At 42.4% G+C, this 26,329-nt stretch carries 20 protein-coding genes; 2 read left to right on the top strand and 18 right to left on the bottom strand.

All coding sequences use genetic code 11. From position 1 onward, the window contains the following. Nucleotides 1-28 precede the first annotated feature (28 nt). From B4G94_RS24780 to B4G94_RS24830, 11 genes are all read right to left on the bottom strand, one after another. Nucleotides 29-931 (bottom strand): AraC family transcriptional regulator, encoded by a 903-nt coding sequence (locus B4G94_RS24780; RefSeq protein WP_286862772.1) that lies wholly within the window; start codon nt 929-931, stop codon nt 29-31. A 1-nt stretch (nt 932) separates the two neighbouring features. Then, complete coding sequence (locus B4G94_RS24785; RefSeq protein ID WP_108632526.1) at nt 933-1,397, bottom strand: hypothetical protein; 465 nt, start codon at nt 1,395-1,397, stop codon at nt 933-935. A 39-nt stretch (nt 1,398-1,436) separates the two neighbouring features. Then, nucleotides 1,437-2,870 carry an efflux transporter outer membrane subunit gene (locus tag B4G94_RS24790; protein WP_286862774.1) on the bottom strand — a complete coding sequence of 478 codons (1,434 nt, stop codon included), beginning with the start codon at nt 2,868-2,870 and terminating at the stop codon, nt 1,437-1,439. Nucleotides 2,871-2,900: 30 nt separating this feature from the next. Then, nucleotides 2,901-6,068, bottom strand: a complete 3,168-nt coding sequence (locus B4G94_RS24795) for an efflux RND transporter permease subunit (protein ID WP_165306148.1) — start codon at nt 6,066-6,068, stop codon at nt 2,901-2,903. A 52-nt stretch (nt 6,069-6,120) separates the two neighbouring features. Further along, a complete protein-coding gene (locus tag B4G94_RS24800) occupies nt 6,121-7,224 on the bottom strand; it encodes an efflux RND transporter periplasmic adaptor subunit (RefSeq protein ID WP_165306147.1) in 1,104 nt (367 codons plus the stop codon). Between the two features lie 292 nt (nt 7,225-7,516). Next, complete coding sequence (locus B4G94_RS24805) at nt 7,517-8,791, bottom strand: pepsin/retropepsin-like aspartic protease family protein (RefSeq protein WP_286862778.1); 1,275 nt, start codon at nt 8,789-8,791, stop codon at nt 7,517-7,519. A gap of 2 nt (nt 8,792-8,793) precedes the next feature. After that, the gene (locus B4G94_RS24810; protein ID WP_286862780.1) at nt 8,794-9,873 is read right to left on the bottom strand and encodes an alpha/beta hydrolase family protein; all 1,080 of its coding nucleotides are present in this window, start codon (nt 9,871-9,873) and stop codon (nt 8,794-8,796) included. 21 nt (nt 9,874-9,894) lie between these two features. Next, the gene (locus B4G94_RS24815; protein WP_286862782.1) at nt 9,895-11,838 is read right to left on the bottom strand and encodes a TlpA family protein disulfide reductase; all 1,944 of its coding nucleotides are present in this window, start codon (nt 11,836-11,838) and stop codon (nt 9,895-9,897) included. A gap of 21 nt (nt 11,839-11,859) precedes the next feature. Beyond that, nucleotides 11,860-13,326 carry a RagB/SusD family nutrient uptake outer membrane protein gene (locus tag B4G94_RS24820; protein WP_286862783.1) on the bottom strand — a complete coding sequence of 489 codons (1,467 nt, stop codon included), beginning with the start codon at nt 13,324-13,326 and terminating at the stop codon, nt 11,860-11,862. An 11-nt stretch (nt 13,327-13,337) separates the two neighbouring features. Then, nucleotides 13,338-16,970 carry a SusC/RagA family TonB-linked outer membrane protein gene (locus B4G94_RS24825; protein ID WP_286862785.1) on the bottom strand — a complete coding sequence of 1,211 codons (3,633 nt, stop codon included), beginning with the start codon at nt 16,968-16,970 and terminating at the stop codon, nt 13,338-13,340. Between the two features lie 48 nt (nt 16,971-17,018). Beyond that, nucleotides 17,019-18,038: a FecR family protein gene (locus tag B4G94_RS24830; RefSeq protein ID WP_286862787.1), complete on the bottom strand. Its 1,020-nt coding sequence runs from the start codon at nt 18,036-18,038 to the stop codon at nt 17,019-17,021. Between the two features lie 272 nt (nt 18,039-18,310). On the opposite strand from B4G94_RS24830, the gene B4G94_RS24835 reads away from it, so the two are divergent. Further along, on the top strand, nt 18,311-18,904 hold the full coding sequence (locus B4G94_RS24835) for an RNA polymerase sigma factor (RefSeq protein WP_286862788.1): 594 nt from the start codon (nt 18,311-18,313) through the stop codon (nt 18,902-18,904). An 87-nt stretch (nt 18,905-18,991) separates the two neighbouring features. Here the strand turns inward: B4G94_RS24835 and B4G94_RS24840 are convergent, their stop codons facing one another. The 4 genes from B4G94_RS24840 to B4G94_RS24855 all read right to left on the bottom strand — a co-directional run bounded on the left by B4G94_RS24840 (nt 18,992) and on the right by B4G94_RS24855 (nt 22,125). Next, complete coding sequence (locus tag B4G94_RS24840; protein ID WP_165306142.1) at nt 18,992-19,381, bottom strand: cupin domain-containing protein; 390 nt, start codon at nt 19,379-19,381, stop codon at nt 18,992-18,994. Between the two features lie 186 nt (nt 19,382-19,567). Next, the gene (locus B4G94_RS24845; RefSeq protein ID WP_206531894.1) at nt 19,568-20,008 is read right to left on the bottom strand and encodes a Rid family detoxifying hydrolase; all 441 of its coding nucleotides are present in this window, start codon (nt 20,006-20,008) and stop codon (nt 19,568-19,570) included. A gap of 141 nt (nt 20,009-20,149) precedes the next feature. Beyond that, nucleotides 20,150-21,058, bottom strand: coding sequence for an alpha/beta fold hydrolase (locus tag B4G94_RS24850; RefSeq protein ID WP_165306141.1), 909 nt, complete (start codon nt 21,056-21,058; stop codon nt 20,150-20,152). A 239-nt stretch (nt 21,059-21,297) separates the two neighbouring features. Beyond that, nucleotides 21,298-22,125 (bottom strand): helix-turn-helix domain-containing protein, encoded by an 828-nt coding sequence (locus tag B4G94_RS24855; RefSeq protein WP_165306140.1) that lies wholly within the window; start codon nt 22,123-22,125, stop codon nt 21,298-21,300. Nucleotides 22,126-22,290: 165 nt separating this feature from the next. Here B4G94_RS24855 and B4G94_RS24860 point away from each other — a divergent pair, with 165 nt between their 5' ends. After that, the gene (locus tag B4G94_RS24860; protein ID WP_165306139.1) at nt 22,291-22,641 is read left to right on the top strand and encodes a hypothetical protein; all 351 of its coding nucleotides are present in this window, start codon (nt 22,291-22,293) and stop codon (nt 22,639-22,641) included. A 115-nt stretch (nt 22,642-22,756) separates the two neighbouring features. Here B4G94_RS24860 and B4G94_RS24865 read toward each other — a convergent pair whose 3' ends face one another. From B4G94_RS24865 to B4G94_RS24875, 3 genes are read right to left on the bottom strand one after another with little or no spacing between them, the layout of a single operon-like run. Then, a complete protein-coding gene (locus B4G94_RS24865) occupies nt 22,757-23,830 on the bottom strand; it encodes a TlpA disulfide reductase family protein (RefSeq protein WP_165306138.1) in 1,074 nt (357 codons plus the stop codon). A gap of 41 nt (nt 23,831-23,871) precedes the next feature. Then, nucleotides 23,872-25,068: a TlpA disulfide reductase family protein gene (locus B4G94_RS24870; RefSeq protein WP_165306137.1), complete on the bottom strand. Its 1,197-nt coding sequence runs from the start codon at nt 25,066-25,068 to the stop codon at nt 23,872-23,874. A 7-nt stretch (nt 25,069-25,075) separates the two neighbouring features. Continuing rightward, nucleotides 25,076-26,278: a redoxin domain-containing protein gene (locus B4G94_RS24875; protein ID WP_286862795.1), complete on the bottom strand. Its 1,203-nt coding sequence runs from the start codon at nt 26,276-26,278 to the stop codon at nt 25,076-25,078. Nucleotides 26,279-26,329: the final 51 nt, after the last annotated feature.

Consider the following 26,329-nt stretch of genomic DNA (forward strand, 5'->3'; position numbering starts at 1 on the left):
TCCGATGATTCCCAACTGTACCTATAAGTTATTCATTTTTGTGACTGCGGTATACCAAGGGGGATTGCCCAAGATGGCCTTTAAAAAATTTGCTAAATGTACCAAAATCCGAAAAATTAAGTTCCTGCATCACATCCTTTACCGACATACTGGATACATTCATTAAAATAACGGCCTCAGAAATCACAATTTCCTCGAGGATGGCCTTTGGGCCAAAGCCAGTTACATCTTTCACAATACGGGTCAGATGTTTTCTCGAGATAAACAACCGGTCGGCATAATACTGTACCGACCGATTGGTTTTAAAATGAAGGGATGCCAGGTTCAAAAACTCCATCACCATCCTATTTTTGCGCTCAAATCCGGCGCGTGTCCGCTCTAGGTTGTTACTCACCTTGGCGCTGATCTCATAGAAAAGTAGCATCAGCGTCATTTTGATGATTTCCAGGCGGAATAGCGCCTCCTGCGGCGCCGTATTCTGATATTCTAGATTCATCAAATATTCATAAAAGCGGTTTGAATCGCTTTTATCAAGGTGAAGGATCGTGTCATTCTCATGCCCCAATTTCTCCATGGAATAGACTTTGTAAACAGGAAGTCCTATTTTTTGAAAAAAATCAAACTCCGTAAACAGCGTGTACATCTCGATATCGTCCGAACTCTCCATCACCTGCATAACGACCATGGGCGACAAAAAATACATGGTGTCAGCTTCAAGTATATGATCGACAAAATTAAGTGATAATTTTAATCTTCCTTTCCGTATCAAACATATGCCCAAATGATCAATGCGGATGGGCCGACGGCATAAATAATGCTGAATTTCGGCTTTTGTGGACCGATACATAATCAGACCTTGATAAAACCTGTTATCCATCGCTTTTTCCGATAGATAATCTTTAAACGAGAGCTTTGTTATTTCTTTGACCATCTCAGCTGTCTTTCGTGATACAATACTTAAAATACGTGATGTCCGGCTCAGAAAAAAAATATTTTTCCAAAAAGCCCTGCAACAAGTCACCTTCATTTTGTTTGATTGCTTTCTTCAACGGCTCCAAACGTGTGGAAAAAAAGTCTTTTGTTGCAAAATATTGTTTCAGGATGGGATTTCCGGCAACAAGTTTTTTTCGCATCGCAATGATATTTCCCAACAGTTCTTCCCTATTTTTTGTATGTTGAATTTTCAGCGCAATCAAACGATAGCACTGCGATAGCTCATGGTAGATTGTCAATTCCATGATACCTATCATACCTCCAAAATACCGAAAGAATTTTGCTTTGGAGATTTTTGTCGACGTCAAAATATCCACTACTTTCGCTTTTTGAAAGCCCTGATTCAGAAATACCGGTTTCGAATCCTCGATGGCCCGTAGTATAAAATCTTTCGTTGCAACCATAATTATAGTGTTAAAATCCACTGATTTTGGAGGGCCTTGTTAGTTCAGCCCCCCACCCAGAGCTTTATAAAGTGCTACCTCTGCATATAACATTTTGCTTTTCACCTGCATCTGATCGAGCTCCGCCTGCAGTTTGCTCTGCTGCGCTGCGAGCACCTCCAGGTAGGTTGCCATATCATTCTTAAATAAAATTTTTGCCTGTTGGATCAGCTGTCGATTACGTTCGACCAATTGGTCATTATAGCGTTGTTGATCTTGAAGGGAAGCAATTTGTTCCATCGTGGTAGACACTTCACTTGCTGCCTGCAGCACCGCTTCTTTAAACTGTAGTTCGGCCTGTTCGGAGCGGATGACAGCTTGGTTGAGCGCAGTTTTCAGCCTTCTTCCTTGCAGCAAAGGCTGTGTCAATGATCCAGATACCATCCCAAACAAAGATCCGGGAATATTGAACCAATTGCTTGACGTAAACGAGTTTAATCCGCCTTGTGCCGTGATCCGTAGCGCAGGATACATATTGGCCCGACTGACCTTAACATCCGATACCGTCTGTAAGAAAGCATATTCAGCTGCCTTGATATCTGGCCTTCTGCTCAACATTGCCGCCGGCACGCCGGTACCGAATACGGTGCGTTCTTTCAGCGCCAGCAGGCTTCCCCTGCCCGTTTGCAAAGCCGGTAATTTTCCGACAAGCGCAGACAGTGCATTTTCCTGAATAGCCGTATTTTCTGCTATGATACGGATAGATTTCAGCAAATTGTCGCGGCTATTTTCCATTTGTTGCACCGCCAGCGAATTGCTCAGCCCAAGACGCTGCTGCACTTTGGTGATGTGTAATGTACTATCTATAATGGCCAAGTTCTGCTGGCTAATGATCTTTTGCTGATCGAACAATAACAGGTTATAATAGCCTTGGGCTATGCCCGCGATCAATCCTGTTCGCACCGCATTAGCGGCTTCCTTTTGTGACAAGTACGCCGCTAATGCTCCCGCCTTCTGATTTTTGATCTTACCCCAGATATCCGCCTCCCAGGATATTGACAGTGTGGAGGAATAGTCTTCCATATACGATTTGCCCATAAACTGGCTGGCCATCATACCATTCATACTATTGTTGGATGGTCTGTTGATGGAAGCAGCGCCGATAGACAGGTCGGCCGTCGGAAGATAGCCCCACTTCATCTGCTTCAATGTTTCTTGGGCAGATTCAATTTGTTTGACTGCAACAAGCATATTATTATTACGCTGCAAGCCACTGTCGATCAAGGCAATCAATTGTTCGTCGCTAAAGAAATCGCGGTAAGAAAGCTCCGCAAGGTTTGCACTTGTATCAGTTGCTAAGGACGCGCTCCTATTTAAAAATTCTGTTGGCAGCTGTTCCTTTTGCAATTTTGGAATTTCTTTATTCGTTTGGCATCCGATCATGGTCAATAGACCCAACGCTAGTCCCCACGAAAAAATATTTTTTGATCTCATTATCATATTCTTACTAATTTATGAACTTTTTTAATGCTGTTCCTGCAACAGCTGTTCTTCATATTCCCAATCTTTTGGATCAATCGCTTTACCGCTTACCCGTTCCTGTACATATTGGAACACGACAAATAGGATCGGTGTAAAAAAGACCCCGAGTACTGTTCCGGCCAACATGCCGAAGACCGCCGCATATCCGATCGAATGGTTACCGATAGCTGAAGGCCCTATCGCCGTCAAGAGTGGGATCAAGCCCGCTATAAATGCAAGGGAAGTCATTAGGATAGGCCGCAAACGCGCTTTTGCACCCTCGATAGCTGCTGCTGCCAATGGTTTTCCGGCTTTGCGCCTTTGCAAGGCAAATTCCACGATCAAAATTGCATTCTTGGCCAATAGCCCGATCAGCATGACCAAGGCCACCTGTACATAGATGTTGTTGGATAGCCCACCGATGGATATTCCCCAGAATACCCCCAGTAACCCCACAGGAATTGCCAACAGTACGGCAAACGGTAAAATATAACTTTCGTATTGCGCTGATAACAAGAAATACACAAATACGATACACAGTCCAAAGATTGCCGCCGTCTGTCCCGAGGCTCCCCGCTCCTCGCGTGCCATTCCCTTCCAATCGACGGTATATCCCTGCGGCAGGGAAGATTTACCCACCTCTTCAATTGCCGCCATGGCCTGTCCTGTGCTATAGCCCGGAGCTGTCATGATGGTGAGATTAATGGCATTGAAAAGGTTAAAGTGTTCCACATTTTCAGGCCCCGATACCGGCTTTAGATCAACCACGCTCTTCAAGGGCACCATCTGTCCCAATTTGTTCTTGATGCTGATGGTCTCGATCGACTTTGGATCAGCCCGGAATCCAGGTTCGGATTGTAGCACCACCCGATAATATTTCCCAAAACGATTAAAATCAGAGGCCTGCATGCTGCCGTAGTAGGCTTGCATCGCCGCCAATACATCGCTCACATTGAGGCTGAGCTGTTTTGCCAGCCCTTCATTCACTTTCATCTCATACTGCGGAAAAGAGGCATTAAAGGTTGTGAACGCAAAAGCTATTTCTGGGCGCTGCATCAGACTGCCCACAAATGAATTCGATACGTCATTAAAAGCTTGTAAAGTACCCGAATTACGATCCTGTAAAACGACTTCAAGCCCCGAGGTATTTCCAAATCCCGGCACAGTAGGCATCCCGGCCACTAAAAATGTCGTTTCATCCTGTTGGGCTAATATCCCTTGAAACTGGCCGATCAATTGATTGATATCCCGTACTTCCCCCCGCTCCTTCAAGGGCTTCAGGCGCAGCATGATCGCTCCGGCAGATGAAGACGTACTGAAACTCATCATATTGAGCCCTGATATATTGATGATACTTTCGATTGCAGGATGATCCTTCAACAAGTTTTCAGCTTGCTTAAGGTGTTTGCTTGTCCGGTCCAGGGAAGCTCCCGGAGGGTCATTTGCCAGTACCATCAAGAAACTCTGGTCTTCATCCGGAATAAAACCCGTTGGCGTTGACCGAAAGGCATAGACAAAAAGACCAATAAAGAGTATCAGACCAGCGAAGGCTACTGATTTCTTTTTGATCAAAAAGATAATGGACTTGGCATACCGATTGGTCAACTTATCAAATCCGGCATTGAATCCAGCAAAGAAACGCTGTTTGAAAGAAACCTTTACATCCTGGTGATGGTCGTGAGATTTTAGCAGGATTGCACAGAGCGCCGGACTTAATGTCAATGCATTGATTGCAGATATCAAGATCGCCATGGCCAATGTCAATGCAAACTGCTGGTAGAATACCCCGGTAGGACCATCCATAAAAGCGACAGGTATAAAGACGGCAGACATGACCAAAGTAATCGAAATGATGGCGCCAGTGATCTCACTCATGGCAGACATCGTTGCCGAACGAGCATTCAGCTTCTTTTTCTCCATTTTGGCATGTACAGCCTCAACCACCACAATGGCATCATCCACCACAATACCAATGGCGAGCACCAGCGCAAATAAGGTCAATAAATTGATCGAAAAGCCAAATACCTGCATAAAGAAAAAGGTTCCGACAATAGACACCGGTACTGCAATAGCTGGTATCAAGGTTGACCGAAAATCCTGCAGGAAGATAAATACCACAATAAATACCAGGATGAATGCTTCCAGGAGGGTGCTCAACACCTGCTTTATCGATTGATCCAAGGACTCTTTTGAACTATACGGAACTTTATATTTTAATCCGGGAGGAAACGACGCTGATAATTCTTTCAGACGCTCATTCATCGCAATTTCCACCGCATTTGCATTCGATCCTGCGGTCTGATACAAAGCGACCATGACCGCAGGCTTGTTGTCAAAACTTGTGGTTACGGTATTGGTATAAGAGCCAAATTCCACCCGGGCAACATCTTTGAGCAATAAAGACGAACCGTTGTTATTGGCCCGCAGAATAATATGCTCATACTGTTCCGGTTCGGTATACTTTCCCTGATAGCGAATGGTGTATTCGATCGCCTCCTTGGAGCTTTCGCCAAATTTGCCCGGCGCTGCCTCCTTATTTTGTGCCTGTATGGCTGCTGTAATCTCTTCGGGGCTGATATCATAAGCAGCCATGCGTTGCGGATCCAGCCATATACGCATCGAATAATCCTTGTTGCCAAATACCTGTGCGTCCCCCACACCGGTGATACGTTTTAACTCGGGAACAATATTGATTTTGGCATAATTCTCCAAAAAGAGCTCATCAATCCCCTTTTTATCGGCATACAAAGTCACCATGGCCACCATACTATTCTGCCGCTTCATGGTCGTCACACCAATTTGATTGACCTCAGCTGGTAACATACTCGTGGCCTGGGAGACCCTATTCTGCACGTTTACCGCAGCCTGATCCGGATCTGTACCGAGCTTAAAGACAACGCTGACCATCAAACTTCCGTCATTACTAGCCGTTGAAGTCAGGTAGTCCATATTTTCTACCCCATTGATCGCATTTTCCAACGGCGGAGCCACTGATTTTGAGATAACCTCTGCACTCGCTCCGGGATATGTCGCCATCACCGTCACCGTGGGCGGCGCGATTTCGGGGAATTTGGTGATCGGCAAGGAGGTCATCGCCACCACGCCCAAAATAACCAATAGTATTGATATAACGGTCGCGAGTACCGGCCGTTTTATTATTTTCTTCAGCATAATATTTTGATAAATAAGACCCAGCAAATTGTGCTGCGTCGATAGATATAACTTACTTTTTAGGTTTTACGACAGCACCTGGCCGCACAAAACCCAGACCACCTGTGATCACACGGTCTCCGGCCTGCAATCCGGACTTGACATAATACTCTTCGGTGGTTTTTCCCGCGATCTGCAGTTCCACCTGTTCAGCCTTATTGTCTTTATCCAGTTTATAAGTATAAATTTTATCCTGCACAGCCAATGTTGCTTTTATCGGAACAAGCAGGACATCGTCCAGCGCTGCAGTCATCTCGATCCGGCCCGTATTCCCGGCCCGCAACTGCCTATTTGGATTGGCAAAGCGCGCCCGAATCGATATCGATCCCGTATTTTTATCAAACTGTCCCGTCACCGCATCAATGACACCTTTTTGTGTATATTTTTTTCCATTCGATAAGATCAGGTCTACCGAGTCTCTGTCCGATGAACTATTTTTTTTATCCTGAAAATTCACAAAATCAGCCTCACTCATGCTGAAATAAGCATACACCTGATTGATATCCGTCAGCAAGGTCAGCGGTTCTACCGAAGCGGCATTTACCAGACTTCCCAAGCGATAAGGAATACGGCCGATATAACCCGATACCGGAGCTTTTACCAGGCAAAAGTCAACGTTTATTTTAGCCGCATTCATTGTCGCCCGGGCCTGTTCGAGGCTCGCAAGCGATGCTTCATACGAAGCTTTGGCCTGGGTGACCTGTAGGTCAGATACAATTTTATTGTCCACAAGCTCGACCTTGCGGTCGAGATCAATTTTAAGATTTTTCAAATTTGCTTCCGCGACATGTACAGCAGCCTTGGCAGTTTTGTATTGTTCTACAAAAGGTCGATCATCAATTTTAAAGAGCGCCTGTCCCGCATGTACATAGGCACCTTCATCGACAAAGATCTTACTTAAATAACCCGATGTCTGCGGCCTCACTTCTACATTTGTGATCCCTTCAATAGAGGCCGAGTATGTATTTTTGGAAATTCCGTTTCCAAGTTGAACCTGATGTACCGATACTTCCGGGGCTGAAGGGTTTGCTGCCGGCGTTCCTTTGCTCTGACACGAAAAAACACTGACGAGTATTCCTAAACCTACAACAGTATTTAGACTGCTCTTTAAATTCATATATTTTCCTTAATTTTTTATGCGTACAAATATAAAATCCATGTTTTCGCCTCGAAAGACAGGAAGATCCATCAAGTTGGTAAAAAGACGTATGCCATCATTATGACTTAAATCGGATAAATCTGAAAGGAAAATAACGGACAAAAGAAAAGGGACAATCCTCCTGCCGGATGACGTCCCTCTTCGCTGTCCTTATAATATACACGTAAAGTTACCTGCGTTTCAGGTATTTTAAAAGTTAAAAAGATGCTTTCTATTAGGGAAAAGAGCCCCTTTTCGCTTTTTTATGGCATCAATAAAAACTGATTGTATTTTTCTTAAAATTTAGCGTCATTTTGTACTGATTTAAAAATGGGGTACCCAACAGCCCATCAATGGGCAGCGCATCATGGCCTATGCCTCCACCTATAGATTGATCTGTGATCACCGTGTACATATCCTGCAAGGGAAGTCCGCCCAATTTTCCCCGCATCAGATAAGCGATACGGTTTCCTTTGCTGGTACCATTTACACCATTGATGTCCACCTCGCCCTCTTCGTAATCAATAAAGGGTTTCAGTGTTGTATCAAGCGATTTCTTCAACACGTTGGCATTTGCCCCACAATCTATCCCCATTGGGTATGTTTTTGTTCCAAACGCGATATCCACTATTGGAATATGTCTCTTCATCCGCAACGGAAAACGCCCCATTAATTTACCTTTCAGAATTTCCTTCGCGAGTAGCTCACCGCTATTGTCTATCCGCTCCAGCAGTAATAACTGCTGGGCATAATCCAAAGTGAACTGATAATCCTTGAGCAAACCTATTCCAAGTAATCCAAAAATTGGCGTACCGTCTTCGAGAGCCATGTCAGCCATATTCGAAACCGGAGCTTCAAAATTGTCCAGCACTAGTGCTCCGATTGCCAAACTATTGTCCGCCGACCAGACGACACCGTCCATTTGCCCGCCAACACCAAAGAAATCGACAGATACATCCGGCCTAATCTTATCCGCATCCACAAATTTCTTCCGCAAGATAATTACCGGCGCACCGCTATCAAACTGGAAGCAGCCCTTAGTGCCATTCAGTGTCGATTCGATGTAGATCAGACCATTCACCAATCGAAAGGGAATGCTTAATGTATCAGGCAACCGCGAACGAGTCAGGGCGTCGGACAATGCTTTTTCAGGATCACCTTTCAATCTTCCCTTAATAATGCCCAGATTAACGATCTGCCCCTGTTTATTGAACAAAAAAGTAGGCTTCCCCGGTTTTCCATCGTGATAAGTGACTTCTACTTGAATCAATTCATCGCCATTATTCTGTTGATTTCGATGGATAACTTTAAACGTATTAATCGCCGAAAATTTTTTCAGTATATCCGGCACCGCAATAGCATTATTCAGCTTGGGAAGATTACCGATCGTTGCAGTATCAGCCATCATTGAAAGCAGTGCATCCGCATCTTTCTTGTTGATGGATTCAATAATTCTATCGAGCGATTTGATATTGTCCACCTGTTGAGCCGAGACACTATTTCCTAGCGCACCCAAGAAGAATATGATAAAAATAACCTTCTGCATGATTATTTAACCGTTTGACCCAGCCATTTTACAATTGAATCCAATGTACTGTCGGGTATGTCACCAAGTTTGCTATATTCTGATGGCGTACATTCCTTACAAGGCTGCAACAAATGGTTTACATTTGGCAATAGTAGCGTCGTTACCTTTCCCTGCTGCCCCGATCGGCTATATTGCTTCCAATAATCTAAATTTACCGGATCTACAAAAACGTCTTTACTCCCATTGATCGCCAAGATCGGTACTTCCACGTTACCTAAAAAAAGCTGCGGCTCATATTTTACAAAATAACGGTACCAGGGGCCGATCGCATATTGCACATAAGACCAGATCGGAAAACGGAAGTGATCAAATTCAATACCGAGTGTCTTAAAATAGCTATCATCTTTTTGCTTCCAGTAATTGTATACAGCATTTAACTTACTTTCCAGACTATCAGAGGTAGCATATTGAAAAGCAGTCGCAAACATCAGGCGATTGATTTCATTGGACCTTTTTTTGTCGACTTCTGGTAAGGGGGAGTTATTGACCAAATTTTCATTTTGCACAAATAGCGACTCCAGACCATTTGAAGCCAGGCCAGCCAAACTCACTAAAAATGTCACATCTTTACTTTTGGAAGCCGCTATAGAAATAACTGCTCCCCCTTCGCTATGTCCTAGCAGACCGATATGATTGAGGTCAACATTCTTTTCGGCTTTCAAAAATTCCACCGCGCCCAATACATCCAGTGCAAAATCCGCTGTCGTTGCATAGCGGTATTCGCCCGTGGTTTTACCTATACCACGGTCATCCATCCGCAGGACAATGTATCCTTTTGGCGTCAGATAATTGGCAATACGCGCAAACATCTTGGTACCGCCCATGGTCCCATCACGATCCTGCGCTCCTGTCCCCGAAGCAATAATTATTGCGGGGTATTTACCGGCCTTTTCCGGCGACGAAATAGTCGCCCCTATGGTAATACTGTCTGCTTTTGATTTAAAAACAACATCTTTGCTTTTAATATTTTGCGCGGATAGCTGCCCCACAGCAAATAAAAAAACCGAAGTTAACGCAATCGCAATTTTGTTCATTTTCATCCTTATAAATTGTTTATTCTTTTATTTTCCTGATTTTAACACACTGACCATTTCAATAATTTCATCGGATAGCTCCGAAGCGCTTCCCATATACCCCACTTCAGAGAATCGAATTTTGCCGTTTTTATCGACAACTATTTTATGCGGGATTGCGCCTACGCCAAAACTTTTTGACACACTGCTTTCTGTATCGAGCAAGACGGTGAATGGATAATTATTTTCTTTTACGTAATTAGCAACATATTCCTTTGCGTCCGGGCGCTTTTCTTGTGTATCTACAAAATAAAAGACAACATTGGGGTCATTTTTAAAGTGTTCGACAGCTATTTTCATTCCTGGAAAAGCGGCCTTGCAAGGTGCACACCAGGAGGCCCAAAAATCAAGAATAACGATCTTTCCCTTTTGCTGTTCTAATGTCACTGTATTTCCAAATTGATCTTTTAATTGAAATGCCGGTGCATTTTTATTGACCAATTGCTGAAGAACCTTATTCTTTAATTCGCCCTGAAGGTTGGCATCCTTAAGACCGGACAGATAATCAATATATCCCTTATCATTTCCTTTTTCGGCAATGTAGATCTCTTTCATTAAATCCAACATATACGGCGAGCTCTGATTGACCCGATAACTAGCTTCGAGGCTTTCTTTCAATTCCTTTTTCTTACCCTGTGCTTTTAATATGCGCGTGAATGTGTCATTTAAGCTAGCATCTTCAAAGCCTTTCTCACTTTTAGCAGCAGTAGCGTAAACAAATGCCTCATCAAAAAGTGCATTATCTGCCAATATTTTGGCAAACAAAGCGGCATTAGCATAATACAGCTGGCTATATTCGTCGCCCTGAAAATTATCCTTATAATAATTCAAGCGATCCAGTACAACGCGGGTATAGGGCAAAATTTCTTTGGCTGTTTTTGAGTTCTGTGAAATGTAAGGAACGGAAATACTCCTGTAGATGACATTTGCCAAAGACATGTAAGGTTCAGCTTTTGACACATATTTTTTATACATTTCAAAATCATTCTTCATACTGGTATAGACAGAAATCGTCCAATAAGCACTGATATGACTGATCCGATGTGCCTCGTTAAAGGCAACTTCCGATTCACGATAAGGGTGCTTATCCACAAAGTCCATTGCGGCTTTCAATCGCTCGTCATCCGTTTTTGCTTTTTGAATAAGATTAAAATCTGCCAATCGTTGCTGATCCTTGACATATTGTCCCTGCGGATATTGTAGACGGATCTTTTGTTCCAGCTCATTTGTTTTCATCGTATCGTTCAGCACCTCTTTATATACCCTAAATACCTGCAATAAATCCTCTTCTTTCACATTAGGCATGGACTGCAGGGCATTCAGCTCATTTTGGAGTTTTGACAGCGATTCAGCTGTATTGATATGCTTCAAGGCATTGGCGACAGGATATAATACTTTAAATCTATTTTCAGGATGTCCTTGCAACTCATATTTGGCCCACATGATCAATATCTCATCGGTTTTATAGGCGGATTTATCCACTACGAAAGGAGTCCCCGGAACAATATCCGGTGTGCGTAACATGCCCCATCCGATCATACCACCCGAGACCTGTTTCCCGTCTTTTCCAGAAATCAAATAAGAATAGGTTAGATCGCCCCCCCGATCATAAAGCGTATCTGCCTGAAACGCAAAATTGACCAGCGCCATCTTCTCCGGAACAATATAACTCGCCGTCCAAATGGAATCTTTTTTGGTAAACTTTAAGGTATTCTGCACCCAACGAAAATCCTGGTATCCCGTCAGGGTACCCGAAATGGACTGCGCATCTTTCAGGTTTGTCTTACGGGCGTCATATACAAATTGTATGGTATCACGTTCTTTTGGCAATTCGGGAATCACTTTAAAATTAGGCGTTTGTGCTTGTACAGAGGCAGCAACACCAAGAAATGCTGTACCCAACATTGCTCCCAATGATTGTTTTGTTTTCATATGAATAGTTTGTTTAATTTTTTATGGATTTTGAACAATTTCTGGACTTAAATTAATCTCATACTGTGCTATTGGAAACACATAGCGATTGCTATTTGGCGCAAGGGAAACTGTTTTACCGGCAAATGTACGCGTATATGTCTTTTGGAATAATGCATCATCTTTCAAGCGGCGCATATCCCACCATCTCAGCATGCGGAACATAAATTCCCGGCGGCGCTCTGCAACGACTTTAAGCAAGGCATCATTCGCGTCGCTAGCCGATAGATTGACGGTTCCCTTCGAAAGGATTCGCTTGGCCCGAAGCTGGTTGACTAAGGCCATTGCCGCTGCGGGTTTATTGTTTCGCGCTTCGCTCTCCGCTTTAATCAATAGCATTTCAGGAACGGTGGGCCCGACATTTCGGCCTTCGTTCATGACGTAATCCAGGTAGTAATATCGGCCTTCGTATACATCCCAAGACGAAATAATGTCACCATTCACGGTAAATAAATTATAGCGTTGGTCATCTTCTCCAAATAGTTTGATCAGGTCGCTGCTCAAACGAAAGGCCGTTGGGGTATAAGCGGATACGCCATTTACAGGTACCTTTGATAGCAGAATCTCCTGGTTAAATACTCTTTTGGGGTAATTGGAGGCCGTCAGCTGATCCAAAGCAGTCAAATCAATCAATGTACTGTTTAGCGCCAAGGCCTGATCTGCCGCAGCAGCAGCCTCGCTATAGCTGTTCATGTAAAGATAAGTACGTGCCAGCAATCCATATGCGGCGGCCTTGCTGGGCAGCGTCGTATATTGCTGCTCATTTGGCAACAATGGAGTCGCCTCCTGAATATCCTTTAGAATGGCATCATAGACCCTCTGCACAGGCACCCTTACCAAAGGTTGCTCTGTCGACGGGGACAGCAACAGGGGAACTCCCAGATCAGTGCCTGCTGTTGCCTGTTGGAAAGGCTTGGCATAGGTATTGACCAGCATCAGATAAGCGGCGGCGCGATGAATTTTGGCTTCGGCCATCAATTCCGCCTTTTCCAGATCACTTCCATCCGTCACCGACGGGACCTCGTTGATCACCGTATTTGCATAGGCAATCGTATTGTACAACGCACCCCATGTATCATCTTTATGATACAAATTTTCAATTGGATAGATCACATCTGACCATTGATAAGCCCGGCTATAGTAGCCATAATAATCGCTACTCACCAGACCCTTCTGCTGTGCACTTCCATCTATAATTTCCAGGTCATCAGCCGCCATATCAGAAATAGAAGGTGCAGCTTCAAATGCATTTGTATTGTTCAGCAGATAACGATAATTTTCAATCGTACCCGGAGTTAGTTGCCCCTGCGTTTTGATGTCAACATATTTTTCACAGCTTGCAAATATTGCCAGGGAAATTGCTGCTAAAGCTGTGGTATAAGAAAAGTTAAACTTCAATCTTCTCATAACAGATTGATTGCTATTATTTTCAGTTGTTCGGTTTTTCATATCAATCCGGGTTAAAAGCTTACATTAATTGAAAAATTATACGAAGGCACCGGACGCAGATTTGTCGTATTGCCCACGAGATTAGTAAAGTCAGGATCATAGCCTTCTTTATTCGCTGTCCAAATCAGACCCAAATTCCGCACCGAACCAGCTAGCTGGATATTTTCAACTTTCAGTCTGTTCAGCAGATTTTTTGGTAGGCCATAGCTCAGTGAAATTTCCCGGAGACGGATATAATCTCCCTTTAAGACATTGATATCCGAATTTTGATAACGCTGTAGACTATAGGAGCTATAGATATCGGCAGTTAAGGCCGGGACATTTGTAAAAGCTTCATCACCTGCCTGCCGCCATCTATCTGCAATGTCAGCGCTCAGATCAAATTTAGGGATTGTCAACCCCCGGCTCGGAGCCATATAAGACTCGACGCTAGGTTTCATAAAAACATTGCCAAACTGATAAGAAATCAAAGCGTAAACCGACCATTGTTTATAGCGTAAATTAGTCCTAAAAGACCCATAGTATGGAGCCACCCTGCGACCGGCATAGGCCAGATCCTCCACCCCGCTTAAGGTCTGCGTGACTGGAATAATTTCATTATTCTTATTATAAATCTGTGTAAGTCCCTTCTCATCTAATCCAGCATGGCGAAAGACAAAGATTTTATCACTGGGATAACCTTCTAGATAACTGATGCCAATGGGATTATACGAGTAGGTAAACGCAGAAATATCTTTTGGATCAAATCTATTGTCAGTGATCGTATTGGTATTGTACGAAAAGTTCAATGTGGCATCCAAGTTCCAATCCGTATTGCGCAAAAAAGTACCCGTTAAGCCCAGGTCAATCCCTTTGCCCGACATGGATGCTGTATTTCTTTTTAATGAACCGGCACCGATGGTTCCGACATAAGGTGCTGCGATCGGGAAACTATATAAGAGGTCTTTACCATTTTTACGGTAATAATCTATGGTACCGGTAAGACGGTTATCCAATAGACCAAAGTCCAGTCCTAAATTGGTTACATAAGTCTTCTCCCAACGCAACTGCGGGTTTGCCACAGCAATAATGCTTGCCGAAGGCTGACCTGTCGGGTTGTAAGCAGCATTATCAAAAGAAATGTAAGTAAAAGGTCTGACATCTTGTGTAATGTTGCCATTGACACCATATGTAGCACGGAGCCCAAGCTGGTTCAACCAGGTAAACTTTCGCATAAAATGCTCTTTTGCCAGATTCCACTTTAGGCCCGAAGACCACAAGGGCGTCGCCCGAAAGCTACGGTCCAAGCCAAAATTGTTATAATCATCATACCGCACACTTCCTGAAACCGTATACTTTCCATTTAATGTATAAGCAGCATTAGAAAAGTAAGATAAAAAACGTCTTGTTCTGTCGGCTTGTGTGGGGCCTCCACTTAAGCCCGAGAGATAACCCATCAGCGTATTGTAACTATTTTGGGCATAGCTAACATCTCTATTAAAACCCGTCTGTGGATTGTAGCCGTACATCGTTTTCATCCCCTGACCAGCCTGTGTCTGTCTGATCTCCGAACCGGCGATGGCCGTGATCTCATGTTTTTGATCGAAGGTTGCATCGTAATTCAGTTGTCCACGAACCGTATAGTTGTTGATGCTGCTGTTAATGATATTGTAGATTCCACCCTTGTTAATGCCAATGGTATTTGTCGTCTCCCCAATTGGAGTAAATTCATTCAGCAGCAGGCGATTTTTATAGGACTTCTCGTCATTAAACGCCCTATTCTCACCAAAAGAGCGTTCATTTGCATAACTTACCGACCCCTTTAAGCCTTTATACAAAGGCACTTCCAAGTTAATGACCGCTGAATAGTTATTATCTTTCTGTAGGTTGTCCAGCAGTTGCAACTCCTGCAAATAGTTATACCGCCAGTCCTTATAAGCTGGACCTAAAGGTTGCGTAAACCCAGGGTTTATTCGATCATAATAAATCCCATTTCCATTCTGGTCAGCCAAAAGTTGGTAAGGCAGCAAAGTCGAACTATTTGCATCATACAGCTGGGCAATATCAATTCCATTTTTGCTGTTTCTGAAGAACGTTCCCCTGACACTGGTCGAAAGGGTGGCGATTTTAAATATCTTCCAGTTATTGTTTAAGCTAAAGGTGAACCTCTTTCCATTTTCACCTTTTGTGAATGGGTTTTCGTTGGCATACGATGCCGAGTAGAAATAATTATTATTTTCCGTGCCGTTGCTGATGGACAGGTTATACTGCTGGTTGTTCATCGGGCGCAGCAAATATTGCTGGATCTGCGCCCTATTGTCAATCTGCTTCAATGGATTGACAAGCGCATCATAATCGGCCTGGCTTATCAGTCCATTTTTGAGGCGTATTGCAGCAGCAGCCACTTCACCTGGATAATAGCTCGACGCATACATGTATAAATTCGCTGCAATATTGTTTGAATTCAAGATATTTTTTGCGACCAGCTCCTCTTGGTAATCGATCATTTGGGCACTGTTCATGGTACGGAGATAGCCCAGATCAGGTTTACCGGAGAATGCGGTATTAAAAGAAAAGTTTATCCTTGGCACCCCGGTATTCGATCCTTTCTTTGTCGTCACCACAATGACCCCATTGGCTGCACGGACTCCATAGATGGAAGCTGCGGCGGCATCTTTCAAGATCGTAATGTTATCCACGTCGTTGGGATTGAGCATAGCCAAATCGATATTGGATATAGCGCCATCAATCACGATTAGGGGCGACTTTTCGGTATCTGTGTCTATCGATCCAACACCACGAACAGTGAGGTTATAGTCATTTTGTCCGATGGTACGGGTACTGGAGTAAATCCCCATTTGATTGTTGTTGTAGGTAAAGGTACGATCCCCCGAACCGAGGGACACCTGAAGGCCGGGAGCCAAGCCTTCCATTCGGTTGATTAAGTTGGGTGATGGATTTTTTTCCAATTCCTTGGCGCTAATTACTGTTGCCGATCCTGTAGCTCTTTCCTTGGAGATTTTTTGGTAACCTGTAGAAATGACGACTTCTTCGAGCATATTTTCTTCAGCTTCCATGACAACCACCATTTGCTCACGATTTCCGGCCATCACAGTCTTACTTTTGTAACCTACTGCTGTAAAAACAAGTTCGTTTGTTGGCGCTAGGTCATACAACATAAATCGGCCATTTTCATCTACCTTCCCTCCCTTGCGTGTATCTTTTATCCAGATACTTGCAAAAGGTATGGTTTTGCCACTTGCAGAACGCACTGTACCCGACACACGCTCCATCCCGGTGCCCGCAGTCCGCTCATTTTCGGATATACTTTGCTGATTCCGGCTACTTGTTTCCTGACGACGGACGATGGAATAAGACCTATCATCAACATATAAGAATACCAGCTGATTGGGATACAATACTTTTTTAAGTACTTCCTCTAAGCGATTTCCTTTTAACGATGCCGGATCCACAAATTTGCCGTTCAGAAGGTTGTGCTCATAACTTAAGTTAGCGTTGAATTGCTGCTCGATCCGTTTGATTGCTTGGGCAAGCGGCAACTTCTCTTGGGCCAATGCCTGTTGCCCGACAGTAAATAGTAGCGAACAGACCGGAACCATCAAGATGCTCCGTATCGGCTGCCACCTGTTGTCTGTAATTTTCATTTTTAGTTAGGTTAGCTATAGTAATGTATTAGATTGATATTGTTTTTCTCATTTAGGGTCAAGGTAGATGGTATCTTTTTCCGTGCGGATGTTGGCTTGTAATATATTAGCAATCGTGTAAACAATGCTTTCTGGGGAATTTAACGAGATACGGCCATCAATTTTTCGGTTTAACAATGTTGTATCATTAACGATGATCTCTTTTCCATAGACATAGCGAAATTCATTGATGAGATCAGCTATAGATAAGTTTTCCCCGGTCAGTGTCTTTTGGGTCCAGGCTACGGTTTGCTGCACGGTTCGCTTGTCACTAAGCACATTTCGAAAGCCCTGGTCTCCAGCCATAACGATATCACCGGGGGCAAGAATCCGCGGCGCTCCGCCCTGTTTCACATTGCGCAGGGCAATGCGTCCTTCCAATAGCGATACGGTTACTTTGTTATCTCTATTTTTTAGATTAAACTTGGTACCTAGCACTTCTACGGCCAGCTCACCGGTATAGGCTGTGAAACGCTCCTCCTGGCGAATAGCAGTAATGTCCTTATTCAGATGTCTTACTGTTAATAAGGCCTCACCTGTCGTATGTACTTCCCGCTTAGATAACCAGTTCCAGGCACGGCGATAGGCCACCGAGGAGTTAGCATTCAACTGAACAGTACTGCTATCCGGCAAGATTACGGTCTGTAAGGCACCGCTTCCAGTCTGTATCACAATCATGGATTGGTAGTACCAGGCTGCTGTTACAAAAAGAGCCACTGCCGCTGCGCCCGCCAAGGATGCCCATATGCGGATGATATGGTTTCTTCTTTTCTTTCTATTATCGACGATGCCTCTTTCAATATCGCGGAATAGGCTGTCCGTGAAGTCCAGATCAGGCCGTATGCGCGTGATCCCCATCAGGGCCTGGAGGTAAGCTAGCGCCTCATCATACGCTTTTGCATTTGGCGGATTGCCCGCACGCCATTTATGCCAATAGCCGAATTCCTCCTGATCCGGCATTTTAGCAAAACGGACAAAGTTCAGGTCGTCCAAAAAATCCTGCGTATTATAGGTATGATAGTTTTCCATTAGTAAGCCTTTGTTAAGTAGATGACAAATTGGGATTGGATTTTATCCCATGTAATTTTATTTTTTTTAAAAAAACTTTAAAAGCTATCTATAAATCTTGTCAAATTCATAATTTCGTAGCCAAACAAGCCCTTTTAAACCAAGTTTTTAGTGGAATTGACAATCTACTGACGATAGTGTGCTATTTAAACGCAGGCTTGTGTTAATGTTATTAAATCTTTACTATTTTTGAAAAGCGATAATCTATTTCTTTAACTGACGCAAACGCTGAAATGAGTAATACGATCATAGATCTGTGTTGGAATGATTTTATTGAGGGCGATAAAAAGGCCTTCGAGCAGATCTATCGTGCCCTATTGCCCAGCTTGTACGAATATGGTATGCGACGTGTAAAAGATGAAGATTATGTCAGAGATGCTATCCAGGAAGTATTTATCAAATTTTGGGAAAATCGCAATAAATTAAAAGTCATATCCAATCCGAAGCATTATCTACTGGTTGCACTTAAGAACAGCTTATTAAACACGCAATTACGTGACGGGAGGCTGAGCTCATTTGGTGAAAATGATGATTTCCAGCTGACTTACGATGTGGAGTCCAGCTACATCGCTGCCGAGGAACAACGAAGCAATGCACTTAAACTGATTCAGGCACTTGAACAATTAACCGGCAAACAGAAAGAAGTTATTTTTCTTCGATATTTTGAAGAAATGAGCTATGAAGAGATCAGCGTGCTGACCAATATCTCCGTGAAAAGCTTATACAAATTGAATAATCGCGCTATGGCGACACTCAAAGAAATCATGGGTATGCCAAAACAATCTCTCCTTGTCTTGCTTTATATCATTAAATTTTTGTATTCATAACAATCTATCAAATGGATCGGGAGCTAACATCCAATTATTCGGGCAAAAAAAAAACACAATCTTATAAATTGTGTTTTTTTTTATTGCTTATTTTTTATAGACAAGTAGTGGTTTATCCTTTCTAACAATGTAAGTTGCGAGTTCAGATGCTTTGCCCGTTCCAATATTTTTGGCAGAATGATTCTTTCCTGCGGGAATAAAGAGTACCTCGCCAGCTTTCAGTACAACAGGCTTCTCGCCTTCCAACTGGTATTCAAAAATACCTTCCAGGACATAGATAACTTCCTCCCCAGGATGTGAATGCATCCCTACAGCTGTGCCAGGCGCTAAGTCTATCCGCGCTTGAATGGTTTCATATCCGACGGCTTCAAGCGGATGTCTTTGGAGATCTGTCCGTTTGACGCCAGATTGTTGCGCATATACCCCAGTCGATACGAATGTTGTCAATAAACCCAAGGCTAAAATTATTTTTTTCATGATCTTTGTTATTTGTGCTTGTTGTTAAAAATTTATAATACAAAGTTGGGCTAAATTAAGACGCCCTACAATGGATAGCTTTCGCTTTGGATTGCACTTTTTACCTAGCGCAATAATCAAAAACCATTGTAAGACAAAACGCCTTTTCAAAATCTTCCACATTGTGGGATTACACAAAGGAAATTCTCATTTCTTAACCGCAACACATTCTATTTCGATGCTCGCATTTTTTGGCAATGAAACCACCTCGATCGTACTTCTGGCTGGGAAACGATGGCCAAAATAAGTACCGTATACGCTATTGACCGTTTCAAATTGGGTTATATCTGTGATATAAATCGTTGTCTTGGTTATATGTGCTAAATCCGAATGATTATTTTCAAGAATCACTTTTAGATTTTCAAAGATCTGAACTGTCTGTTGTTCGATTCCAGGCTTTAGGTTGTTTGTTTTGGGATCCAAACCAATTTGCCCTGACACAAATATCAGATTGCCGACGCTAGTCGAGTGGCTATAGGGACCTATTGGTTTTGGTAAATTAGGATGTTCAATGATGGCGATGTTTTTCCTTATGCTGCAGGATGCCATTGATAGTAAAAAAAACAGGAATAATACAATTCTGTTCATGTGGTGATAGTTTATAAAGGTGGTCAAAAAGTAAAGCAGAAGCTCCGAGAATTCGATTGCTAAAATATTCCTGTAAAGAGATCTAGGAGAAATAAAAATAAGGCTATCCAAACAGATTGGACAGCCTTATGCGATTAGCGCTTATTTTTTAATGAAATTTAACAGTTCGGTATTGAATTTTTCCAGTTCTTCGATGAAGAGTGCGTGGCCACTTTTTTCGAATGGAACCAAGGTTGAATTTTTAAGCAAAGACTTCATCTGTTCGGCAAGATCATAGGAACAAATTTTGTCGAGTTTGCCATGAAGGATCAATGTAGGCACAGTTATTTTTTTCAGGTCATCACGCAAATCGCTATCCCGTAAAGTTTTTAATCCTTCAGCCATTGCATAGGGCGAAGCCTGAGCCTGAATTGTTCCTAACCACGCGCCATGTCCAGCAGATACACTGTTTTCATTGGCAGGGAAGATTTTACCGAATGTTGCAAACAGTTCCGGGCGGTTTGTATTGTTGAGATTGATCAAACCATTGACATCCTCTTTTGTCCAGAGCCCATGGTTGAAGTCCGCACGTTTTGTCCAGATCGGTGCCGCCGCTCCGAAAAGTGCCATTTTGGACACATGGGCTGCATTGTATTTCGCTACATAGTGAATGACAGTCGCTCCGCCCATCGAGAATCCACCTATTGTAGCATTTTCAATTTTTAATTTGTCCAGTACAACTTTGATATCATCGGCAAAAACATCGTAATTATATTTTCCTGCGGGCTTATCAGATAAGCCAAAGCCTCTCAAGGTGATGCCGATCACACGGTATCCTTTTTGTATAAAATCGGCATATTGGTATTCATACATGGCATCACTCAAAGGCCAGCCATGAATCAAAACAATGGGTTGCCCTTCGCCAAGATCCGTTACATGTAGCCTGACATTTTTTTCAACCTCGATATATTCTTCACGTCCAAATGAAGCTGCAATTCTGTTGGTTTGCGCAAATACAGCGCTGGATAATAATGTTGTGAAAAGTAAGAATGCTAAAATTAAATTTTTCATGTTTTCTAATATTAAATTGTTTTAAATGCTGTTGTTATTTTGATATCACAAAGTTGGCCCAATTCTGCCCGTCTTACAATGGATGGTTTTCCCTTTGAATTGCACTTTTTTCTCTTCTTTATTTTACGCAGGATTTTTTTAGCACGTATTCTCTTCAGATGTGCTGTTAGGAGATGGCTTAAACGGAAAAAGCACAATCCCTGGATTGTGCTTTTTTCGTTTTCAATAAGGAAATGTTATTATTTAAACTGTTTTCTAAATGTGATTGGTGAGATGCCCGTGTTTTTAGTAAAAAAGCGGATAAAATAAGCGTCGTCCTCATAGTTAAGACTGTATGCAATTTCTTTAACCGTCATTGTCGTATGGGCCAAAAGGCGTTTGCTTTCCAGGATAATTCGGTTTTTAATAATTTCGTTGGGAGTTGCTTTACTGACCAATCCTATTTTCTTACTTAAATTTTTGGGCGTAACAAAGAGTAGATCTGCATATTCTGCGACTGTATGCCGTTTTTTATAATGCTGTTCGACCAACTTACTGAATTTTCTTAAAAACTGTACGTCAGTTTGCTGGTCCTTTGTGGCAAGTTGATGCTGCTCTTTCCAGATACGTGTCGATTTGAGGATAATCATTTTTAGGAGTATCCTTAACATTTCTTCCGTACTGGAATCTTCATTGCTCATTTCCACTTGAATTTCCCGAATAATCCGCTGTATGTCATCGGACTGCGCTTGGTTCAAATTAATAAAAGGAATTTCAAAGACATTATTGTATAAAATACCATCACAGGCTACTTCCTGATCATGAATTTCGATACAGTAAAAATCTTTATTAAAATGCATCAGCTGGCCACCAACGGTCTCACAGGGCTTTAAGACTACATTGGGGTTAATAAACAACAAAGCGTCGGTTTCCATTGCTATTTCCTGAAAATCGACTTGGATAATTGCATTTTTAGGAATAAAAAGGATCTTGATATGCCCCTCGATTGCGGTCAACGCATGATCTTGTAGCGCGGATTTGCTAAATTCTAAATTGCCAAATTGTTTGAATGAAAATTCTTTGATCATATAAGCTTTAAAGCATGTTATAAATTTCTCTTCTCAAAAATAGCAATAAAAATGTGGCAACATCGGCTTTTGATTCGGTAAAGCAGATGCAGCTGTATAAAAATTGTTTAGCAGCTGGATCACACCACAATATTTTGTAGTTTTAACACACTAACAAAACAAAAAATGAGCAATAGGATATTTATTGGAGGAATAATTGGAGCATTTATTTTGGCAAGCGCGAGTTCATGCTCCAGCCAAAAGAAAACAGTTAATATGGAACAACAAGTTTCACAACAAGAAATTACAGGCACCATTACAGCCATCGAAAACGGAAAAGATGGCTATATGGCAAGCGTTAAGGACGAAAAGGGTACAATATCGATTGTAACCATAAGTGTTGTCAATCTTCAGAAATCAGGTGGAACATTCAAACGTTACAATATTGGTGATAGGATCCAAGCCAAAGGAGAATTCTGGAAAGACCAGGCCGGTGTCATGCATATCACTGCCAAGTCTATAATGGAAGTCAAATAGATTTATTTCCAGTCTATCGAATGGGCATAGGATAAAAGGACGGCCTTATGCCGGTCGTCCTTTTATTTGTCAAAAATTCAATCAATCGGATCTAGTCCGCAATATCTTGTCCTTTTTACTTATCAAAAAGTTCTTTCAGTTTTTCACTCAATGTCTCTCCACGTAGGTCTTTGGCAATAATCACGCCGTTGGGATCAACAAGCAAGGTACTCGGGATTCCCATAATACCATAGTAAGAAGAGACTTCATTATTAAAACCTTTTAGATCAGAAACCTGAGTCCATGGCATTGCATCGTCCTTAATGGCCTTTTTCCACTTGTCTTCATTATCATCCAGTGAAATACCCAAAACTGTAAAGTTCTTATCTTTATATTTATTGTATTCTTTCAAGACGTTGGGATTCTCTTGCCGGCATGGCCCACACCAGCTTGCCCAAAAATCAACGAGTACATATTTTCCTTTAAAGGATGAAAATGACACTAACTTTTTGTCGAGGTCTGCCTGCGAAAAATTTAACATTGCAGTACCGATAGCACTACGTTTTAATATGTCTAATCTATTGGCCAGCGCTTTTCCCTGCATGGTATTTTTCATCGGTGCTGTTAAGACGGCATACAGGGGTTGAATGTCTTCATACTTACCCATCATAGCACGGTCAGCAACTAAACTAAGGCTATAAAAACTGGACGGATACTTCTTGATGTATTCTGCGGCGCGTTCCCTTTTTATATCTCTAAATTTACTAATCTTCGCTTCAATTTGCTTTTTTTCTTCCGCGGTCGCTTTTCCATACTGTTGATAGAGTGGATTTTCCTGATCAGTTATATCTTGTAAAGATTTTTGATAGGCATCCGCTTCGTCTTGTAGAGAAGATCCTTTTACTTGCAGTTTGCCTAATTCTTCTGCAGTTCCAGTTAACGTCATATTTTTTGCTTCAGCAAAAAATTCAACATACCGTTCTGGAAACATGATGGAAATTTTCTGCGGTTCATGGATCTCTGCTGACCAGGTAAATTGGCCGCCTTTAGTCTGAATGGTATCCATTTTGGGTGCTCCATTTACTGATCTATAAAAGACGATCTGCCCATCTTTTAATCCCTTAATATTTCCGTTGAGCTGTGCTTTCTGAGCCAATGCAGCGCAGGTCACCAATAGTAATCCTACTGTTAATTTAATTTTGTTTATCATTTTATACTTTTTTATAAGTGATTATAATCCTGTTATGTCGATTAAAATATCTCTGTAAGCTTTTTATCGAGGTCTGCATCTGTCCCGGCACCACTACCATAACGTCCAATGATCTGACCTTGGGGATCGATCAATATTTTTGTTGGTAATGTTGTTATGCCATATTGACCACCGATGTAGTTATCATCCCGCTCTCCCTTTCTTAATTTCTCGATATTTTGTCCTGACAACACGTGCTTCCACACAGAAATCTTATCGTCTTCGACAGCTTTTCGCCATGCCTTTTCATTCCCATCATCAGATGCTACGCCAATGATCTCAAGGCCCTTTTCCTTGTATTTAGCATAAAGGGCCAGTAAATGTGGATTTCCTTTACGACAGGGCACACACCAGCTTGCCCAAAAGTCAAGCAATACATATTTCCCTTTATGAGCCGATAAGCTTAATGGAGCACCATTAACGTCTGTACTCGCGAAATCGGGTGCATTTACCCCCACAGACCCACGGCGAATGGCCTGTATTTTAGATTGGACATAACGACCTGCGATACTGCGTTTGGCTCCAGTACTGAGGGCTTCATATCTTTTCACAGACTCCTCCAGCGGCAACTGGCCTACCGCATACATCAGTCGATTTGCGGCAGTAAATCCGTTAGGATAATGTTCCAATACTTGATCCTCGGTCGCACGAATTTGTGCATGAAAGGGCTCCATCTCTTTCTGAACAGCATCCATTTCAGCCCGTATAATTTTTGATGCAACCGTATCTTTCTGTTCTCTAATAGCCAGGTATTTCTCTACCACACGATTATAGTGTTGTTGGGCGGGTTGCATATTGATCCGGATGCTGGCTTGTTTTTTATTGAGCATATCTTGCTCCGCATTAGAAACAGAACCTTTAAGCTCGCCTAGCTCAAATTGGTTATAATCGATGGACAACGTCATCTCTCCAGGTTCAAGAATAACAGGTAAACGCTTATCTGCTAAATGTTCACTCTTTTTTTCCATCAAAATTTCGGCTTTCGTGGGGTACTCAAGCTGTCCCCTGAAGATAAATTTCCCTTGATTTAACTGTATACTATCCATCCGTCCATTTTCGCTATCTGCCATCGAGAGGTAGATATAGCCATCCGCTTTTCCAGCTACTTTTCCAATCAGCGTAAATGATTTGGACTGCGCGAAAAGTGGTCCAGCTATCAATAGCAAGCTAATTTGTACTATAATTTTTATTGCATTCATCTGTAAATTATTTACTAAAAATTGCATTCAATTTTGCATCAAGATCAGCATCAGATCCGCCTCCCGAACCATAGCGACCAATAATAATACCTTGGGGGTCAATTAATATTTTGGTGGGAAGCGTATGAATGCCATAATGTTCGGATATGTCCTGCGAGCGGTCGATGACGTTGTTTTCCATTTTAAGTCCACGAAGTACATGTTTCCAGATCTGGATCTGATCTTGCTCCACCGCTTTCTTCCAGGCAGCTTCGTTACGGTCGTCATCAGAAATACCGATGATCTCAAAACCGGCATCTTTATATTTATTATAGACACTGATTAAATGTGGATTTCCCTGTCTACAGGGCACGCACCAACTCGCCCAGAAATCGAGCAGCACATATTTGCCCCTGTAATCTGCCAAACTAAGGGGGTTACCATCTATATCAGATTTTGAAAAGACATAAGCAGGGTTTCCCGGAGACCCGCTACGCATTTTATTAATTTCATTGAGGAGCTCTTTTCCATAACTGCTTTTTTTCACGTCGGAAGTGAAAGTATTGTATACTTTTTCAGCTTCCGTCAATGTCATCCCCGATATCTTAAAACGCATCAGATAGGCAGATACAATAGACTGTGGATTTTTCGCTATAAAGTCGCGGTCTATCGCTTCCTGCTGCTTTTGGAAAGGTTCAAACTTGTCCCGGAAAGCATAGTTATCAATTTTCATAGCCTCTACCTTCTGTTCCATTTCTTTTAGCGCTTTGCTTGCTTTGGCATATTCTTCATTACGCTTCTGATACTCGGCACGCAGCGGTTCCATGGCTTTATTGATCGGTGCCTTTTGCTCATCGAGGCTTTTTAATTTATCGTTCTCTTTCGATCCGGTAAGTCTACTTTTATTTATACTGTCCCGATCGAGCGTCATTTTCATTGTTGTAGGTTCGAGAACAACTGAAAAAACATCGTCAAACGAAAGTGCCCGCCCGCCCAGGCTGATGTAGCCAAATGTTGGCCCGGCAACGACTCCAGTAAACTTGAACTTCCCATTAGCAACCACAACACTGTCTTTTATTTGATTATCGTTACCGGTACCATAAGACAGATGGACATACTTTCCATTCAGCTCTGGAGCCTGTCCATTAATCACAAATTTCTTTTGGGCTGACGCGGTTAAAGTAGCCGCCATTAGGGCCATAAGGACTATAAATTTATTACTAGTATTCATGTTTTATCTCTTTAATTTTTACTTTTTGTTTATTCCTGCCGATGCTTTTTA

Origin of the sequence: Sphingobacterium sp. UBA7625 (assembly GCF_002484085.1) — a bacterium.
Lineage (GTDB): Bacteria > Bacteroidota > Bacteroidia > Sphingobacteriales > Sphingobacteriaceae > Sphingobacterium > Sphingobacterium athyrii.

What these genes read in the sequence shown, in the direction of transcription:
- B4G94_RS24780 (WP_286862772.1), bottom strand. Translation starts at nt 931, where the DNA reads ATGGTCAAAGAAATAACAAAGCTCTCGTTTAAAGATTATCTATCGGAA.
- B4G94_RS24785 (WP_108632526.1), bottom strand. Translation starts at nt 1,397, where the DNA reads ATGGTTGCAACGAAAGATTTTATACTACGGGCCATCGAGGATTCGAAA.
- B4G94_RS24790 (WP_286862774.1), bottom strand. Translation starts at nt 2,870, where the DNA reads ATGAGATCAAAAAATATTTTTTCGTGGGGACTAGCGTTGGGTCTATTG.
- B4G94_RS24795 (WP_165306148.1), bottom strand. Translation starts at nt 6,068, where the DNA reads ATGCTGAAGAAAATAATAAAACGGCCGGTACTCGCGACCGTTATATCA.
- B4G94_RS24800 (WP_165306147.1), bottom strand. Translation starts at nt 7,224, where the DNA reads ATGAATTTAAAGAGCAGTCTAAATACTGTTGTAGGTTTAGGAATACTC.
- B4G94_RS24805 (WP_286862778.1), bottom strand. Translation starts at nt 8,791, where the DNA reads ATGCAGAAGGTTATTTTTATCATATTCTTCTTGGGTGCGCTAGGAAAT.
- B4G94_RS24810 (WP_286862780.1), bottom strand. Translation starts at nt 9,873, where the DNA reads ATGAAAATGAACAAAATTGCGATTGCGTTAACTTCGGTTTTTTTATTT.
- B4G94_RS24815 (WP_286862782.1), bottom strand. Translation starts at nt 11,838, where the DNA reads ATGAAAACAAAACAATCATTGGGAGCAATGTTGGGTACAGCATTTCTT.
- B4G94_RS24820 (WP_286862783.1), bottom strand. Translation starts at nt 13,326, where the DNA reads ATGAAAAACCGAACAACTGAAAATAATAGCAATCAATCTGTTATGAGA.
- B4G94_RS24825 (WP_286862785.1), bottom strand. Translation starts at nt 16,970, where the DNA reads ATGAAAATTACAGACAACAGGTGGCAGCCGATACGGAGCATCTTGATG.
- B4G94_RS24830 (WP_286862787.1), bottom strand. Translation starts at nt 18,038, where the DNA reads ATGGAAAACTATCATACCTATAATACGCAGGATTTTTTGGACGACCTG.
- B4G94_RS24835 (WP_286862788.1), top strand. Translation starts at nt 18,311, where the DNA reads ATGAGTAATACGATCATAGATCTGTGTTGGAATGATTTTATTGAGGGC.
- B4G94_RS24840 (WP_165306142.1), bottom strand. Translation starts at nt 19,381, where the DNA reads ATGAAAAAAATAATTTTAGCCTTGGGTTTATTGACAACATTCGTATCG.
- B4G94_RS24845 (WP_206531894.1), bottom strand. Translation starts at nt 20,008, where the DNA reads ATGAACAGAATTGTATTATTCCTGTTTTTTTTACTATCAATGGCATCC.
- B4G94_RS24850 (WP_165306141.1), bottom strand. Translation starts at nt 21,058, where the DNA reads ATGAAAAATTTAATTTTAGCATTCTTACTTTTCACAACATTATTATCC.
- B4G94_RS24855 (WP_165306140.1), bottom strand. Translation starts at nt 22,125, where the DNA reads ATGATCAAAGAATTTTCATTCAAACAATTTGGCAATTTAGAATTTAGC.
- B4G94_RS24860 (WP_165306139.1), top strand. Translation starts at nt 22,291, where the DNA reads ATGAGCAATAGGATATTTATTGGAGGAATAATTGGAGCATTTATTTTG.
- B4G94_RS24865 (WP_165306138.1), bottom strand. Translation starts at nt 23,830, where the DNA reads ATGATAAACAAAATTAAATTAACAGTAGGATTACTATTGGTGACCTGC.
- B4G94_RS24870 (WP_165306137.1), bottom strand. Translation starts at nt 25,068, where the DNA reads ATGAATGCAATAAAAATTATAGTACAAATTAGCTTGCTATTGATAGCT.
- B4G94_RS24875 (WP_286862795.1), bottom strand. Translation starts at nt 26,278, where the DNA reads ATGAATACTAGTAATAAATTTATAGTCCTTATGGCCCTAATGGCGGCT.